Here is a 14,978-nt window from a genome sequence, read left to right on the forward strand (position 1 = left end):
TTAGGTCGACTCCTTATAAAGGCAATCTCTTATGCAGTAAATATCTGTAAATATATAAATAAATAACTTAAAAGAATATGCAGCGCTAAAGATGTCTGTGTGTTTTTTGACCAGGAGCCGCGCCATGAGTCCGTTGAACCTTGCGTCACCCCTAACGCCACGACGGCTCAAACGCCTGCCTCTGGCCCTGTTGCTGGCAGGGAGCGCGAGCTGGACTCACGGTTACGCCGCCGACTCCGAAACCCCGGCGCCGGTGCCGGCCGGCAAGCCTGCCGCCAACAGTTCGCAACTGGAAACCGTGACCGTCACCACCCGCCGCCGCGAAGAAAGCTCGCAAGATGTACCAACGCCAATGAGCGTGGTCAGTGGGCAGAATCTGGAGACGCAGCGGGTCTACCGGATTCAGGATTTGCAGCAACTGGTGCCCAGCGTCAACGTCGCCTACATGCACGCACGGCAGTCCAGCGTATCGATCCGCGGCCTCGGTAATAACCCGGCCAGCGATGGCCTGGAAGGCAGCGTTGGCCTGTACATCGACAACGTCTATCTGGGCCGCCCGGGGATGGCGGTGTTTGACCTGATGGATATCGAACAGCTCGAAGTCTTGCGTGGGCCGCAGGGCACGTTGTTCGGCAAAAACACCACCGCCGGGGTGATCAACATCAGCACCCGCGCGCCAACCTTCACCCCTGAGCGCAGCATCGAAACCTCGGTCGGCGAGGACGGTTATTTCCAGACCAAGGGCACCATTTCCGGCCCGCTCAACGATCAATTGGCTGGGCGTTTTTCGGCCTATCGCACACGCAGTGACGGTGACATCAAAAACGAATACGACGGCCATGATTTGAATGGCGGCTCGCGCGAGGGCTTCCGCGCGCAACTGCTGTTCAAGCCCAATGAAGATTTCAATCTGCGCTGGATCGGTGACTACAACGAGGAGGATTCCAGCGCCGGCACCCGCGTGCTCTACAACACCGGGCCGACCATCAATGGCGTCAATCTCTATCAGTCGCGCGCCAACGCGGCCGGCGCAACATTGGTCAACGGCTCACACCGCAAGGTCAATCTGGACAACGACCAGCACGTTACCGTGCATCAGGGTGGCACGTCGGTGGAAGCCAACTGGACGCTTCCGAGCGACTTCACGCTGACTTCGATCAGCTCCTATCGCTTCTGGAATTTCACTCCGCGCAACGACGACGGCCTCAACGTGCCGGCGAGCTACAACGCCGGGGTGTCGGTGGAGGACAAACAGTACTCGCAGGAATTTCGCCTGGCCTCGCCCAAGGGTGAGTTCTTCGATTACGTCGTAGGCGCGTACTACTTCGGCTCGGATCTGGACAATAAATCCTTCGCCTATTACGGCCCGCAAGCCGATATCTGGAATGGTACGGCGCCCGGTGCGCTGGCCAACGTCACCAGTGTCGGCAACGGCCATATCAAGACCGACAGTTTTGCATTGTTCGCCCAAGGCACCTGGCACCTTACCGAGCGGCTGGATTTCACCGCCGGGGTGCGTGGCACGTATGAGGAGAAATCTGCCTGGGTCACCCGCGATGCGCCGCTCGGTGGTGCCGCCGTAACGGGCGCTGCGGCCACGGCGCGACGCGGTCGTGCCGGCGCTTACGATTCCGGCGACTTGAATCAGTACAGCTCCAGTCCCTCCGGGCTGCTCAATCTCAGCTACCGGATCACCGACGATGTGCTCGGCTACGCCACGTTATCCCACGGCGAGAAATCCGGCGGGGTCAACCTCGCCGTCGGTTCCGCTCCGGTAGCGGGTGCCGATTCGCTGCTGATCGGCACCGAACGCGCGAACAACGCCGAACTCGGCTTCAAGAGCACGCTGTGGGATCACCGCCTGCAACTCAACGCCAACGTCTTCTGGACTCAGGTCAACGCTTACCAGACCAACGCCTACGACGCGGAAAATCGCGTGCAGTACCTGACTAACGCCGGTTCCGTGCGCTCGCGCGGGGTCGAGTTCGAAAGCACGGTGATCCCGCTGCGCGGCCTGACCCTGAACATCAATGGCTCCTACAACGACGTCAGCTACCTCTCGTACAAAGATGCCCCGTGCCCGCCGGAAGTCAGCCAGGCGCCGGGTGCTCCAGCGTCTTGCGACCTCAGCGGCCATCAAGTGGTCGGCGCCTCGAAATGGATCGGCAACGCCAACGGCGAATACAAATGGAATCTGGATAACGGCTTCGAACCTTACGTCACCGCGAGCTACGCGTTTCGCTCGAAAGCCGTCGGTACCGTCGAGGATTCCGACTACGGACAGATCCCGAGTTACGCCGTGGTCAATTTTTCCACCGGTCTGCGCGGCGACTTCAACCAAGGCCAGTGGGACGTGTCGCTGTGGTTGAAAAACGCCTTCGACAAAACCTACTACACGACCCTGTGGACGGGCGGCAACGGCGGCTATGAAGGCCTGCTCGGCACACCGCGCACCCTCGGCGTCACCGGTCGCTACGACTTCTGATTCGTCACTCAAGGAGCTGCATCATGTTGCGTATCAAAACGGCTTTGCCGGTGTTGCTGTCCGGCGCAGTGCTCAGTGCCGGCGCCTTCGCCGCACCAAGTGTTTACCCGACCGGCGTGACCCGTTATGACCCGAACAAGGCCTTCAATCAGTACGTGATTTTCAGCGGCGCGGACAAACAGACGCACCTGATCGACATGAACGGCAACGAGGTGAAAACCTGGCCACAGGCAGGCTTTCCGTCGGCGATCATCGATCCAGAACTGGTTGGCGGTGAGCGCGGCCATGTGCTGCTGCAATTGAGTGAAAAGGATCCCGGCAAACTCGGTTCGGCCGGCAACGGGCTGGGCAATCAGAGCGTTGGCGAGCTGGACTGGAATGGCAAAGTCATCTGGCAATGGGGCGACAAGGCGCCCAGTGGCGCCGCGCAACAGCACCATGATCAGCGCCGTTTGAGCAACGGCAACACCGTGGTGCTGGCGAACAAGGTGCACAAGGTCAAAGGCTTCAAAGTGCCCGAGGTGATCGACGATGCGATCTATGAAGTCAGCCCCGAAGGCGCGGTGAAATGGCAGTGGCTGGCCTCGGAGCATCTCAATGAGTTCGGCTTCACCGCCGAGCAGTTGAAGCTGGTGCGCGCCAGTGAAAATCCGGACTACCTGCACATCAACAACCTCAGCCTGGTCGGGCCGAACAAGTGGTTCGATTCCGGTGACAAGCGCTTCAATCCGGACAACCTGTTGATCGATTCACGCAATGCCAACTTCATCGCGATCATCGATAAAAACAGCGGCAAAGTGGTCTGGCGTCTTGGCCCGAATTTGCCGCTGATCAACCCGAAAACCGCGCAGAAATTGCCGCGTCCGGTGGATCAGTTTGTCGGTCAGCATGATGCGCACATCATTCCGGCAGGATTGCCTGGCGCAGGTAACGTGCTGGTGTTCGATAACCAGGGATCGGCGGGTTATCCGAACGTCACCCTCGGGCTGATTTCCGGCTCGCGGGTATTGGAAATCGACCCGGTGAAAAGCGAGATCGTATGGCAGTACAGCGCGGCCAATTCGAAGCAACCGGGGTGGGCGTTCTACAGCTCGTTTATCAGCAGCGCGCGGCGCTTGCCCAACGGCAATACGTTAATCGATGAAGGCATGAACGGGCGGTTTTTCCAAGTGACGGCCAACGGTGAGAACGTCTGGGAATACGTCAGCCCCTATCTCGGCAAGGCGCCGGGCAGCGACGCGATCAGCAACTGGGTGTATCGGGCACTGCCTGTGAGTTATGACTGGGTGCCAACGGGTACGCCACGCTCCGAGACGGCGGTTAATGCCCCGGTTGTCGGTGTGCAGCAAACCAATGCCAGCCGTTAGTTGAATTGGAATTAATGCTCGATCGAACGGCGATAAGTTATGAGCGGGTTGAATAGTGCTTATTGCAATTTCGTTAGTAGCTCGCGTGGACAATAATTGAATGTGCAACCATTCTGACTGTCGTGAGTTTCCAGGAGGAAACTTGCTCTCATCGGAAGACACTTATCCAACGATAAAGGAAATCTCGTTATGTCGAGCATTAATGGCAATTATGTAAACGCTAACGCTGGCGCCAAACTGACGATTACCGATGGCAACGATTCCAACGGCACCTTCAGCGGTAAATTCAGTCAGAACGGCGTGAATTACGACATTGCTTACGGGCACTACCATTTCCAGAACAGCACCGGGCAGCCTACGATCATCACGTTCACGGCTCTGAATGACGGCACTGGTTATCAGTCCTGGACATTGTTCTCGCCGGATCACAATTATTCAAAAGTTCGTGCGGTTGGTTCGCGCACAAACTTTGATGGTGATGTTGTTGGCGTGGCAGGGGAGTTCGTCAAGCAATAAAAGCTGATTGAACAAAAAGGCCGGCGCACGAAAGTGCCCGGCCTTTTTTTGTTTTTAGAAAATAATAATCAACTATCTACTTGGTATTAGTCGTCCTGCAAAACCGGGTCAGGTGAATTTGATGCGTTGCATGAATACTTTTAATGCCTGAAAAGCATGCATTTTTTCATGCATCGCTGCAGCCCGCGTAGCACGCGGCTTTGGCGGAATTGATCATTTTTCATATTCCATAAAGGCCTATGCATAACGTTAAAGATTACTTTCGGAGATAAGCGCCAAGCCCAATGATTCATCCATCGATTCGCCGTGGGGGATTCAACAAACGGTTGATCGGCAGTTTTTGTAGAGAACGCAAAAAGACCGCAGGGAGTGAATCAATGGGCAATGTCCAGACCGCCGCCAGCGCAGAGGAATTGCTGTGGCGTCAGACGCCGGGTGGCGAGTTGGTCGATCTCGGCCGGCCGCATCGTGTGCCGTTGGGACAGCTGCGTTTGCAGCGTGCGCCCAAAGGTATTTTGAGTCGGCGCGAAATCCTTCTGCTCGGCGTGCTCGCATTGGTGGTGCATGGCGCGGTGATCTACTGGATCAGCCAGAAGCCGACGCCGGTGCTGCCGATCGTGCCGCCGGAAATTCCGCCGATGACTATCGAATTCTCGCGCCCGGCACCACCAGCACCACCGGTTGTCGAGCCGCCCCCACCTGCGCCTGTGGTTGAGCCACCGCCGCCGGTAGAAGACGAACTGGCGGTAAAACCACCGCCGCCAAAACCCGTTCCGAAACCCAAACCGGTGATTAAACAGGCCCCCAAACCAGCGCCGAAAGCCGTCGAGCAACCACCCGCGCCGCCACAACCGGCAGCCCCGGTTGCAGCGCCAGCGCCACCTGCTCCCCCCGCGCCGGCACCGGTAACCCCGGCCTCAGCGAACGCCGCATACCTGAAAAACCCGGCACCGGAATACCCGTCGCTGGCTCAGCGTCGCGGTTGGGAAGGCACGGTGTTGCTGCGTGTGCATGTGTTGGCCAGCGGCAAACCGGGTGAGATCCAGATAGCCAAAAGCAGTGGCCGGCAACAGCTCGACGACGCGGCGCTGAACGCCGTCAAACGTTGGAGTTTCGTCCCGGCCAAGCAGGGTGATGTCGCCCAGGACGGCTGGGTCAGCGTGCCCATCGATTTCAAGATTCATTAAACCGAAACCAAATTCGCGCGAAACGTTTACACGAGGGAATCATCATGACGTTACTGGCATCTCCACTGGAATCCATCGAAAGCGCGGTGATCTGGCTGCTGGTGGTTTTTTCCGTCGCTACCTGGGGCCTGGCACTGCTCAAGGCTGTGCAGTTCGGGCGGCTGAAGGCGCAGGATCGGCGTTTTCATAAGCGTTTCTGGGCGGCGTCGAGTCTCGATTCAGCCGCTGAATTGAGCGAGACCCAACCCGGCGCTGCAGCGCGGGTGGCACAGGCCGGTTACGCGGCGATTCAGGTGGGCGAGACGCCACAGGCGAATGATTTGAGCCAGGCGATCAACCATCAGGATCGCCTCGAGCGCGCATTGCGTCAGCAGATCGTTCGCGAACGCCGTTCGCTGGAAACGGGCCTGGCGGTGGTCGCGAGTATTGGCAGTACGTCGCCGTTCATTGGTTTGTTCGGCACGGTGTGGGGAATCATGGAAGCGTTGAAAGGCATCAGCGCCGCAGGTTCGGCGAGCCTGGAAACGGTCGCCGGGCCGATTGGTGCAGCATTGGTCGCCACGGGTGTGGGGATCGCCGTCGCGGTGCCGGCGGTGCTGGTTTACAACTACTTTTTGCGTCGGTTGAAACTGACGGCGGCGGATCTGGATGACTTCGCCCACGACTTCTACAGCCTGGCGCAGAAGAGTGCGTTCCGCGTGTTGATCCACCCGACGGCGCACAAGGTCGCAACGCCGGGCAACGCAGCAAAAGTGAAGGAGGCGTCCTGATATGGCCTTCTCCACGCAAGACAGTGATGAGGTACTCAGCGAGATCAACGTGACCCCGCTGGTGGACGTGATGCTGGTGCTGCTGGTGGTGTTTATCGTCACAGCGCCGCTGCTGACCAACGCGATTCCGATCAACCTGCCGAAGACCGAAGCGGTGGCGCCGGTCGAGCAGAAGGACCCGCTGGTGGTGAGCATCGATGGCGCCGGCAAGCTGTTTATCAACAAGGACGAGATTCAGCCTGACTTGCTCGAATTCAACCTCAAGTCGGCCAAGGCCAAGGACCCGGAAGTGCGCGTGCAATTGCAGGCCGATGACGGGGTGAACTACGGCGAAGTGGCGCGGGCGATGGCTTCGATTGAACGGGCGGGGATTACCAAGTTGTCGGTGATTACCGCGCGGTAACAGGATTTACGTTTTTCCGGGGCCGTCTCCTTGGCAGGGTGCGGCCCTTTTTTTATTTCTGGCATTAAAAGCAGAACCCTCTCCCAGAGGGAGAGGGGACTGACCGAGGTGATTGTTCGAGGTACGCCGACCTGAGATTTCGAGTCGAACTCAAGATTTGAACGGCATGAAGATCGGCTCCCTTTCCCCCTCGCCCCCTTGGGGGAGAGGGCTGGGGTGAGGGGGAAAAGATTTCAAGCCATGCACAAATCTCATATTCAATTCAGGTCTTAATAAATAGCTTCTTATTCCTTAACGAATATAAATCCCCTCCCTATACTCGTCCAGGAACAGACACGACGCAGGAGAGCTCCCCATGCGCAACGAATCAATCCGCTACCTGATTGTGCCGGGCTGGCAAGGATCGCCAGAAGATCATTGGCAAAGCCACTGGCAGAACAGCCTGCCGAACAGCGCGCGGGTCGAGCAGGCCGACTGGCTGACGCCGCGTCGTGAAGACTGGGTGGCGGCACTGGCCGAGGCGATTGCCGCTGACAGCACGCCTGTCATTCTTATCGCCCACAGCCTCGGCTGCATCACCGTTGCCCATTGGGCAGCCACTGCGCCGCTGCAATACCTGCGTCAGGTGCGTGGCGCCTTGTTGGTCGCGCCGGCAGATGTCGAGCGTCCGGCGTGTGCACCGGCGCTGCGCAATTTCGCGCCGATTCCGACTGATCTGCTGCCGTTTCCGAGCCAGGTCGTCAGCTCCGACAACGACGCCGCCGTGAGTGCGCCGCGCGCACTGGAGCTGGCGCGCAACTGGGGTGCCGAGGCGGGAATTCTCGCCGGTGCCGGACACATCAACGTCAAGTCCGGGCATCAGCGTTGGGAGCAGGGTTTTGCTTATCTCTATCGCCTGCAAAACCGTATGGAACACCACGCCCGCCGCCGCGCCTGACCTTTTTCCTTTCAACGCCCCCGTCTGCCGGCGGTTTTGGGCGGGAGCCTGCCATGAGTTTCGAAACCTTCGGTCAGCCGTTGCTGACCTTTCCCGATGCGGAAAAAAGCCCCCTGAGCATTCGCGCCAAGGCGCTGGTGTTCGTCGATCCGCGCTCGCGTCAACTGCGTGAGGAGCTAGAGCAACTGGCGCCGCGCTCGACTTCGGTATTGATCCGTGGCGAGACCGGTACGGGTAAAGAACTGCTCGCCCGGCACATCCATCGCGCCAGTGACCGCAGCGGTCTGTTCGTTTCGGTCAATTGCGGGGCGATCAGCCCGACCTACGCTGATGCCGAGCTGTTCGGCTATGCTGCCGGCAGTTACAGCGGCTCGGCCAGCAGCCGTGCAGGCTGGTTCGGTTCGGCCAACGGCGGCACCTTGTATCTGGATGAAATCGGCGATCTGCCGCTGCCGATTCAAATCAAATTGCTCGCTGCCCTGGAGAATCACGAAGTCACCCGTGTCGGTGCGCATCAGCCGAGTCCGGTGGATGTGCGGCTGGTCGCGGCCACCAGCATCGATCTGGCGCAAGCGGTGGACGCCGGGAAATTCCACGAGCGCCTTTATCACTACCTCAGCGAGGGCCACCTCGAATTGCCGGCGTTACGTGCGCGTACCGGCGATATCCTGTCGCTGGCCGAGTATTTCCTCGGTATCTACAGCCAGCGTCTCGACCTTCCCGTACCGCTGATCAGCGAAGCGGCGCAGCACGTGCTCGAACAACACAGTTGGCCGGGCAACACCCGCGAGCTGGAAAACGTCATTCATTTTGCGTTGCTGGTGAGCACGGGCGACGAGATTCTTCCGGAGCACCTGAATCTGCCCGAAGCGTCTGGGCCGCAGCTTCAGATCGAACGGCTGGTTGCACAAATCAACATCGGCGGCAGCGTCGCCGAGCGTAAGGCATTGAAAGATTTGCTGATTCGTTTGAGTGAGGGGTTGTAACCGTTTCGTTCAACATGAACAAAATGGAATATGAAGCTGAATAAACGTTATTGTCCGGGAATAAAAAATCCCGGTATTGTCCGCCCCACGCCAGCGATATCACTTCACTGGCACACGTATTAATGCCGTCGTCGATGACGACCGTGATTTTCGATAAGGACACTGCATGAAAAAGGTTCTGTTGTTTACCGCATTGGCGGCTGCTTTGACTGCTTCCCTGGCCAATGCTGGCGAAAAACTGGTGGTTGCCGCGACCCCGGTTCCGCACGCTGAAATCCTTGAGCTGATTAAACCGACCTTGGCCAAAGAAGGCGTGGATCTGGAAATCAAAGTGTTCACCGACTACGTTCAGCCGAACGTACAGGTTGGCGAGAAGCGTCTGGACGCCAACTACTTCCAAACCCTGCCGTACCTGAACAGCTTCAACCAGGGCAAATACAAGGACGACAAGTCCAAGTACTTGGTGACCGTGCAGGGCGTGCACGTTGAACCGTTCGGTGGTTACTCGAGCAAGTACAAGACCCTGGCTGAACTGCCGGACGGCGCCACCATCGCCATCCCGAACGAAGGTAGCAACAGCGGCCGCGCACTGATCCTGCTGCAGAAGGCTGGCCTGATCGAGCTGAAAGACCCGAAGAACGCTCTGGCAACGCCAAAAGACATCGCCAAGAACCCGCACAACTTCAAGTTCAAGGAACTGGAGTCGGCCCTGCTGCCACGCGTTCTGAAAGAAGTTGATCTGGACATGATCAACACCAACTACGCGCTGGAAGCCAAGTTGAACCCGCAGAAAGATGCGCTGGTGATTGAAGGTGCTGATTCGCCGTACGTGAACTTCCTGGTGGCCCGTGAGGACAACAAGAACAGCGACGCGATCCAGAAACTGGCCAAAGCCCTGACCAGCCCGGAAGTCAAAGCGTTCATCGAGAAGAAGTACAACGGCGCGGTACTGCCGGCGTTCTGATCTGACGCTTGAACCACCCCCTTCAAGGTGTGAAAACGCCGATGGCCAGTGATGGGCATCGGCGTTTTTGTGTGTGCGTTGAAAAGCCCCTCACCCTAGCCCTCCCGAAACGTCGGACCGCCCAGAGGGAGAGGGGACTGATTGGGGGGATGCTGTAGAGGTACGCCGATGTGAAAGATCTCTGCCGAATCCATAATCGACTCGGTCTTTCAGGTCGATGTATGACGCCAGACACCTCGGTCGGCCCCTCTCCCTCGGGGGAGAGGGCTGGGCGGGCGGCGTTCCGATGAGGGGCTTTTGACTTACGCTGCAGCCTTCAACGCCCGCCTCAACGCCACCAACAATTTCACAATCTCCTGCGGATCCAGTCGCTGCGGCACTTTTACGTCCATGTTCTCTTCCTTGTTATGAGGTTGGCCGGGGGAGTCTGGCCAAAAGCTGTTCGTCCTTGGAGGGCTTTCATGAAAAAAAGATCCTTCCTACAGCGCAAAGAAAAATAGCCTTCTTATTCCTTCCCGGCAAACCCACAAGATAGTTTTTTGGGTGATATCAATATGCATTAACGGTATTTAAATTCTTGTTTTTATACCTATAAAGTCGGTGTCTGCCGGACAGCCACCCGCTGTCCATGGACTGCACCACCGTCGCTTACCGAGCGGCGTCAGGACGCTTCATGACTTTCGATTACGCATTCATCCTCAGCACCCTGCCGGCGTTTCTCAAAGCCGTGGGTGTGACGCTGCAGGTCGGTTTTATCGCCATTGGCACCTCGCTGCTGGTGGCGCTGCTCAACGCGACGATTCTGGTGTTCCGCACGCCGTACCTGCAAAGACTGGTGAGCCTGTATGTGGAGCTGGCACGCAACACGCCGTTGCTGATTCAGTTGTTCTTCGTCTACTTCGCCTTGCCGGCGTTGGGGATCAAAGTCTCTGGTTTCACTGCCGCGATCATCACCATGACCTTTCTCGGCGGCGCTTACCTCACCGAAGTGCTGCGCGCCGGCGTCGATGCGGTGCCCCAAGCGCAACTGGAATCAGGGCGCTCAATCGGCCTGTCCCATGGCCAGTTGCTGCGCTACGTGATCCTGCCGCAAGCGGGGATTCTCAGCCTGCCGTCGTTGTTCGCCAATTTCATTTTCCTGCTCAAGGAAACCACCGTGGTTTCGGCGGTGGCCGTGCCGGAAATCCTCTACACCACCAAGAGCTACATCGCGCTCTACTACAAAACCTACGAAATGCTCGCCGTGCTGACGCTGATCTGCGTGCTGCTGTTCTTGCCGCTGTCGCTGCTGCTCAGCCGTCTGGAAAGGAGGCTCCAGCATGGCCAGTTCGGGTCTTGAACTGCTCTGGGTGTCGTTGCCGCAACTGGCCAAAGGCGCCGGGCAAACTTTGTCGATCTCGTTCCTGAGCATCGCCATCAGCACTGTCGGCGGCGTGCTGTACGGTGTGCTGCGAACGCTCAACGTGAGGTGGCTGAACGCGATCCTGCGGGTCTATCTGGAGTTGTTCCGGGCGATTCCGGTGCTGGTCTGGTTGTACCTGTTGTTCTTCGGCTTGCCGATTTTCTTCGGACTGAGCCTGCCAAGTTTCTGGTGCGCGGTGCTGGTGCTATCGCTGTGGGGCGCCAGCGAGGTGGGCGAAGTGGCGCGCGGTGCGCTGCATTCGTTGCCGCGCGGGCAGCGTGAAGCGGGGCTGTCGATCGGCCTAAACGCCGCACAACTTTATGGCTACGTACTGCTGCCGCAAGCGTTGAAGCGCATGACGCCGCCGACCATCAACGTCTACACGCGGATCATCAAGACCAGCTCGCTGGCGGTGTTGATTGGAGTAGTAGATGTGATCAAGGTTGGTCAGCAGATCATCGAGCGCACTTACGAATCGGTGCTGATCTACGGCGCGCTGTTCCTGTTTTTCTTTTTTATCTGCTACCCGCTCTCGGCCGCTTCGCGCGTGCTGGAGCGGCGCTGGACGCAAGCATGAGCGCATTGATCGAGTTTCACGGTTTCAACAAATTCTACGGCGAGCAGCAGGTGCTCAACGGCATCGACCTGCAAGTGCAGAGTGGCGAAGTGATCGTCATCCTCGGCCCCAGCGGTTGCGGCAAAAGCACCTTGCTGCGTTGCCTCAATGGTCTGGAGGAAGCCCACAGCGGCAGCCTGAAATTTGTCGGCCGCGAGCTGCTGGACAAGTCCACCGACTGGCGCGAGATCCGCCAGCAGATCGGCATGGTGTTCCAGAGTTATCACCTGTTCCCGCACATGAGTGTGCTCGACAATTTGCTGCTCGGTCCGCTGAAGGTGCAAAAACGTCAGCGCCGCGAAGCGCAGCAGCAAGCCGAAGCGCTGCTCGAACGCGTTGGCCTGGCGGACAAGCGCGATGCCTTCCCGCGTCAGCTCTCTGGCGGCCAGCAGCAACGCATCGCCATCGTCCGCTCGCTGTGCATGAACCCACGGGTGATGCTCTTCGACGAAGTCACCGCCGCCCTCGACCCGGAAATGGTCAAGGAAGTTTTGCAGGTCATTCAGGGCCTGGCCCGCGAAGGCATGACCCTGTTGATCGTCACCCATGAAATGGCCTTCGCTCGCGCGGTGGCCGATCGCATCGTGTTCATGGATGCCGGGCGCATCCTTGAACAGAACCCGCCCGAGATTTTCTTTACGAACCCGCAAACCGCACGCGCGCAGCAGTTTCTGGAGAAGTTCTCCTTCGTGGCAACACTGCCAAAAACGAATCCGACAAAGGAACTGGAACTGTTATGAAAACTGCCGCTTTTTTACTGCCTCTGCTCAGCCTCGCCTTGCTTGCCGGTTGCAGCAAAACCGAAGAACCGCCGAAACCGAAAGTCGCCAGCGAAAGCACTGCGCCGGCCGGTTATCTGGACAAGATCAAGGCCCGCGACAAGTTGATTGTCGGTGTCTTCACCGATAAACCACCATTCGGTTTTGTCGACGAAGCGGGGCGCTACGTCGGTTTCGATACCGACATCGGCCGCCGTTTCGCCAAGGATCTGCTTGGCGATGAAAACAAGGTCGAGTTCGTCGCCGTCGAGCCGGCGAGTCGCATCCCTTTCCTGCAAAGCGACAAGGTCGACCTGATCCTCGCCAACATGACTGTGACCCCGGAGCGTAAGGAAGCGGTGGAGTTTACTAACCCGAATCTCAAGGTCGCGGTGCAGGCGCTGGTGCCGCAAAGCAGCGCGGTGAAAAACCTCGATGATCTGGCGACCCGCACTACCATCGTCACTACGGGCACGACTGCTGATATCTGGCTGACCAAGAATCACCCGGACTGGAAATTGCTCAAGTTCGAGAAAAACTCCGAGTCGCTGCAAGCTCTGGCCAATGGTCGTGGCGATGCGTACGCACAGGACAATCTGGTGTTGTTCAGCTGGGCCAAGCAGAACCCGGGCTATCGCGTGCTGGATGAAAAACTTGGCGCCGAAGCACCGATTGCGCCAGCGGTGAAGAAGGGCAATATCGAGCTGCGTGACTGGGTGAATACCGAGCTGACCAAGCTGGGTGAGGAGAAGTATCTGCTCAAGCTGTACGACCAATATGTGCGTAAAGAGCTGAGTGATGACACCAAACCTGAGAGCGTGATTGTCGAGGGTGGCAAGTGGCAGGGGTGATTGCCTGTCAGGTCGGTGGTGAGGCTTGCCCCTCACCCCAGCCCTCTCCCGGAGGGAGAGGGGGCCGACCGAGGTGTCTTGCATCAGACATCGACCTGACAAACCGAGTCGATTATGGATTCACAGACGCATTTCGTGTCGGTGTCACTTCGATTTTGGATTCACAGATGCATTTTCACGTCGGCGTCACTCTTGAGCATCCCCCAATCAGTACCTCACCCCAGCTTACTCCCGGTGGGAGAGGGAGCCGATCTCTGGGCTTTTCAAAACCTGCGTTCAACTCGAGACTTTCATGTCGGCGTAACTCGAAAGAACAACTCGGTCAGTACCCTCTCCCTTTGGGAGAGGGTTAGGGTGAGGGGCTTTTGCCTGAATCACTCAATCCGGCCAGTTCCACGCCGGCTCATCCAGCACCCGCTGGCCGACAATCCCGGTCTGCCCCAGGGTTTTCTCCAGCACGATGCAATTGCAACCCGGGTCTTCCTGCAACGCCGAAATCAACCGCCGCGCATGCGACACCACCCACACCTGACACTGCTCCGAGGCACGGATAATCAACCGCGCCAACGCTGGCAGCAGATCCGGGTGCAGGCTGGTCTCCGGTTCGTTCAGCACCATCAGCGACGGCGGCCTCGGCGTCAGTAGCGCCGCAACCAACAGCAAATAACGCAACGTGCCGTCCGACAGCTCCGCCGCCGATAACGGCCGCAACAAACCTTCCTGATAAAACTCGATGGCAAAACGTCCACCGGCCTGCGCTTCGATATGCACCCGCGCGCCAGGAAACGCATCGGTAATCGCCGCACGCATCGCATCGCCATCACCAATCTCGATGATGGTCTGCAACGCCGCCGCCAGATCCCGGCCGTCGTGATGCAGCACTGGCGTGCGCGTACCCAATTGCGGTTGGCGCACCGGTGCATCGGCATCGCTGCGAAAGTGATCATAAAAGCGCCAGCGGCGAATAAACTCGCGCATCTGAAACACTTCCGGCGAGCTGCGCAGGCTGCCAACCTGATCAAACAAACTGTCGAAATTCGGCGTGTGTTGCGCCAGTACATCCCATTTGCGCTCGGCGCGTGCGCGGATCATCGGGCCGTCGCGATCCACCAGCAAGCTGGCGGGGCGGTAAAGCGGGCCGGCCCAGATGCATTCGCGCTTGATCTGCGGGTCGAGGCTGAATCGCGAAGGAATGGGGCGCGACTGCTCGGGCAGCATGAAGTGGCCGTTCGAGTCGGGAAGCCCCAGGCTGATCGAGTAGCTGAAATCTTCCCCGGCGAACCCCAGGCGCAGTCGCTTCACGCCTTGGCGTACCGTCGACTGGATCGGCACCTCACCATTGCGCATGCGCCGGCTGATGGTTTCCGGCCCGGCCCAGAAGGTCGACTCCAGTCCGCCTTCACGGGCCAGCGCATTGACTACGCCACCCTGAGCGGTTTCCGCCAACAGGCGCAAGGCTCGGTAGAGATTGGATTTGCCGCTGCCATTGGGGCCAGTGATCAGGTTCAGACGGCCGAGCGGAATCACCAGTTTGTTGATCGAGCGGTAATTGGCCACCGCGAGAGTATTGAGCATGGAATTCCTTCTCTTCAGGCGCCTATTGTAGGAGCTGCCGAAGGTTGCGATCTTTTGATGTTGTTTTTAAAAGATCAAAAGATCGCAGCCTACGGCAGCTCCTTCAGGAAATATGGGGGACGAACGGGCGAACGTTGAACCCTGTTCTAAGCTCACAGTCG

Annotated in this window: 14 protein-coding genes; 13 read left to right on the forward strand and 1 reads right to left on the reverse strand. The window is 58.4% G+C overall.

Annotated elements, in window-relative coordinates; all coding sequences use genetic code 11:
- Positions 1 to 124 precede the first annotated feature (124 nt).
- The 13 genes from J0G10_RS02095 (at position 125) to J0G10_RS02155 (ending at position 13,242) form a co-directional block, all read left to right on the forward strand.
- Positions 125 to 2,485, forward strand: a complete 2,361-nt coding sequence (locus J0G10_RS02095; protein ID WP_095047066.1) for a TonB-dependent receptor — start codon at positions 125 to 127, stop codon at positions 2,483 to 2,485.
- 23 nt (positions 2,486 to 2,508) lie between these two features.
- A complete protein-coding gene (locus J0G10_RS02100) occupies positions 2,509 to 3,852 on the forward strand; it encodes an aryl-sulfate sulfotransferase (RefSeq protein WP_220557290.1) in 1,344 nt (447 codons plus the stop codon).
- 189 nt (positions 3,853 to 4,041) lie between these two features.
- Entirely contained in the window at positions 4,042 to 4,368 is a 327-nt protein-coding gene (locus J0G10_RS02105; RefSeq protein WP_034151843.1) for a hypothetical protein, read from the forward strand.
- A 377-nt stretch (positions 4,369 to 4,745) separates the two neighbouring features.
- Positions 4,746 to 5,555, forward strand: coding sequence for an energy transducer TonB (locus tag J0G10_RS02110; protein WP_095125255.1), 810 nt, complete (start codon positions 4,746 to 4,748; stop codon positions 5,553 to 5,555).
- Between the two features lie 44 nt (positions 5,556 to 5,599).
- The gene (locus J0G10_RS02115; protein WP_093440486.1) at positions 5,600 to 6,325 is read left to right on the forward strand and encodes a MotA/TolQ/ExbB proton channel family protein; all 726 of its coding nucleotides are present in this window, start codon (positions 5,600 to 5,602) and stop codon (positions 6,323 to 6,325) included.
- Between the two features lies 1 nt (position 6,326).
- Positions 6,327 to 6,728 (forward strand): ExbD/TolR family protein, encoded by a 402-nt coding sequence (locus J0G10_RS02120; protein ID WP_003220570.1) that lies wholly within the window; start codon positions 6,327 to 6,329, stop codon positions 6,726 to 6,728.
- A gap of 355 nt (positions 6,729 to 7,083) precedes the next feature.
- Entirely contained in the window at positions 7,084 to 7,665 is a 582-nt protein-coding gene (locus tag J0G10_RS02125; protein WP_095047070.1) for an alpha/beta hydrolase, read from the forward strand.
- Between the two features lie 53 nt (positions 7,666 to 7,718).
- Positions 7,719 to 8,651: a sigma 54-interacting transcriptional regulator gene (locus J0G10_RS02130; protein WP_095047071.1), complete on the forward strand. Its 933-nt coding sequence runs from the start codon at positions 7,719 to 7,721 to the stop codon at positions 8,649 to 8,651.
- A 166-nt stretch (positions 8,652 to 8,817) separates the two neighbouring features.
- On the forward strand, positions 8,818 to 9,615 hold the full coding sequence (locus J0G10_RS02135) for a MetQ/NlpA family ABC transporter substrate-binding protein (protein WP_007918708.1): 798 nt from the start codon (positions 8,818 to 8,820) through the stop codon (positions 9,613 to 9,615).
- 673 nt (positions 9,616 to 10,288) lie between these two features.
- Positions 10,289 to 10,954 carry an amino acid ABC transporter permease gene (locus tag J0G10_RS02140; protein WP_095047072.1) on the forward strand — a complete coding sequence of 222 codons (666 nt, stop codon included), beginning with the start codon at positions 10,289 to 10,291 and terminating at the stop codon, positions 10,952 to 10,954.
- A complete protein-coding gene (locus J0G10_RS02145; protein WP_095047073.1) occupies positions 10,935 to 11,594 on the forward strand; it encodes an amino acid ABC transporter permease in 660 nt (219 codons plus the stop codon). The genes J0G10_RS02140 and J0G10_RS02145 overlap by 20 nt, the downstream gene beginning before the upstream one ends.
- Positions 11,591 to 12,373, forward strand: coding sequence for an amino acid ABC transporter ATP-binding protein (locus J0G10_RS02150; RefSeq protein WP_095047074.1), 783 nt, complete (start codon positions 11,591 to 11,593; stop codon positions 12,371 to 12,373). Before J0G10_RS02145 ends, J0G10_RS02150 begins: the two co-directional genes overlap by 4 nt.
- Entirely contained in the window at positions 12,370 to 13,242 is an 873-nt protein-coding gene (locus tag J0G10_RS02155) for a transporter substrate-binding domain-containing protein (RefSeq protein WP_220557292.1), read from the forward strand. The genes J0G10_RS02150 and J0G10_RS02155 overlap by 4 nt, the downstream gene beginning before the upstream one ends.
- Positions 13,243 to 13,620: 378 nt before the next feature.
- On the opposite strand, the gene J0G10_RS02160 is transcribed toward J0G10_RS02155, so the two are convergent.
- Positions 13,621 to 14,817, reverse strand: a complete 1,197-nt coding sequence (locus J0G10_RS02160; RefSeq protein WP_220557294.1) for an AAA family ATPase — start codon at positions 14,815 to 14,817, stop codon at positions 13,621 to 13,623.
- Positions 14,818 to 14,978 lie beyond the last annotated feature (161 nt).

This window comes from Pseudomonas germanica (assembly GCF_019614655.1).
GTDB classification, from domain to species: domain Bacteria; phylum Pseudomonadota; class Gammaproteobacteria; order Pseudomonadales; family Pseudomonadaceae; genus Aquipseudomonas; species Aquipseudomonas neuropathica.

What these genes read in the sequence shown, in the direction of transcription:
- J0G10_RS02095 (WP_095047066.1), top strand. Translation starts at nt 125, where the DNA reads ATGAGTCCGTTGAACCTTGCGTCACCCCTAACGCCACGACGGCTCAAA.
- J0G10_RS02100 (WP_220557290.1), top strand. Translation starts at nt 2,509, where the DNA reads ATGTTGCGTATCAAAACGGCTTTGCCGGTGTTGCTGTCCGGCGCAGTG.
- J0G10_RS02105 (WP_034151843.1), top strand. Translation starts at nt 4,042, where the DNA reads ATGTCGAGCATTAATGGCAATTATGTAAACGCTAACGCTGGCGCCAAA.
- J0G10_RS02110 (WP_095125255.1), top strand. Translation starts at nt 4,746, where the DNA reads ATGGGCAATGTCCAGACCGCCGCCAGCGCAGAGGAATTGCTGTGGCGT.
- J0G10_RS02115 (WP_093440486.1), top strand. Translation starts at nt 5,600, where the DNA reads ATGACGTTACTGGCATCTCCACTGGAATCCATCGAAAGCGCGGTGATC.
- J0G10_RS02120 (WP_003220570.1), top strand. Translation starts at nt 6,327, where the DNA reads ATGGCCTTCTCCACGCAAGACAGTGATGAGGTACTCAGCGAGATCAAC.
- J0G10_RS02125 (WP_095047070.1), top strand. Translation starts at nt 7,084, where the DNA reads ATGCGCAACGAATCAATCCGCTACCTGATTGTGCCGGGCTGGCAAGGA.
- J0G10_RS02130 (WP_095047071.1), top strand. Translation starts at nt 7,719, where the DNA reads ATGAGTTTCGAAACCTTCGGTCAGCCGTTGCTGACCTTTCCCGATGCG.
- J0G10_RS02135 (WP_007918708.1), top strand. Translation starts at nt 8,818, where the DNA reads ATGAAAAAGGTTCTGTTGTTTACCGCATTGGCGGCTGCTTTGACTGCT.
- J0G10_RS02140 (WP_095047072.1), top strand. Translation starts at nt 10,289, where the DNA reads ATGACTTTCGATTACGCATTCATCCTCAGCACCCTGCCGGCGTTTCTC.
- J0G10_RS02145 (WP_095047073.1), top strand. Translation starts at nt 10,935, where the DNA reads ATGGCCAGTTCGGGTCTTGAACTGCTCTGGGTGTCGTTGCCGCAACTG.
- J0G10_RS02150 (WP_095047074.1), top strand. Translation starts at nt 11,591, where the DNA reads ATGAGCGCATTGATCGAGTTTCACGGTTTCAACAAATTCTACGGCGAG.
- J0G10_RS02155 (WP_220557292.1), top strand. Translation starts at nt 12,370, where the DNA reads ATGAAAACTGCCGCTTTTTTACTGCCTCTGCTCAGCCTCGCCTTGCTT.
- J0G10_RS02160 (WP_220557294.1), bottom strand. Translation starts at nt 14,817, where the DNA reads ATGCTCAATACTCTCGCGGTGGCCAATTACCGCTCGATCAACAAACTG.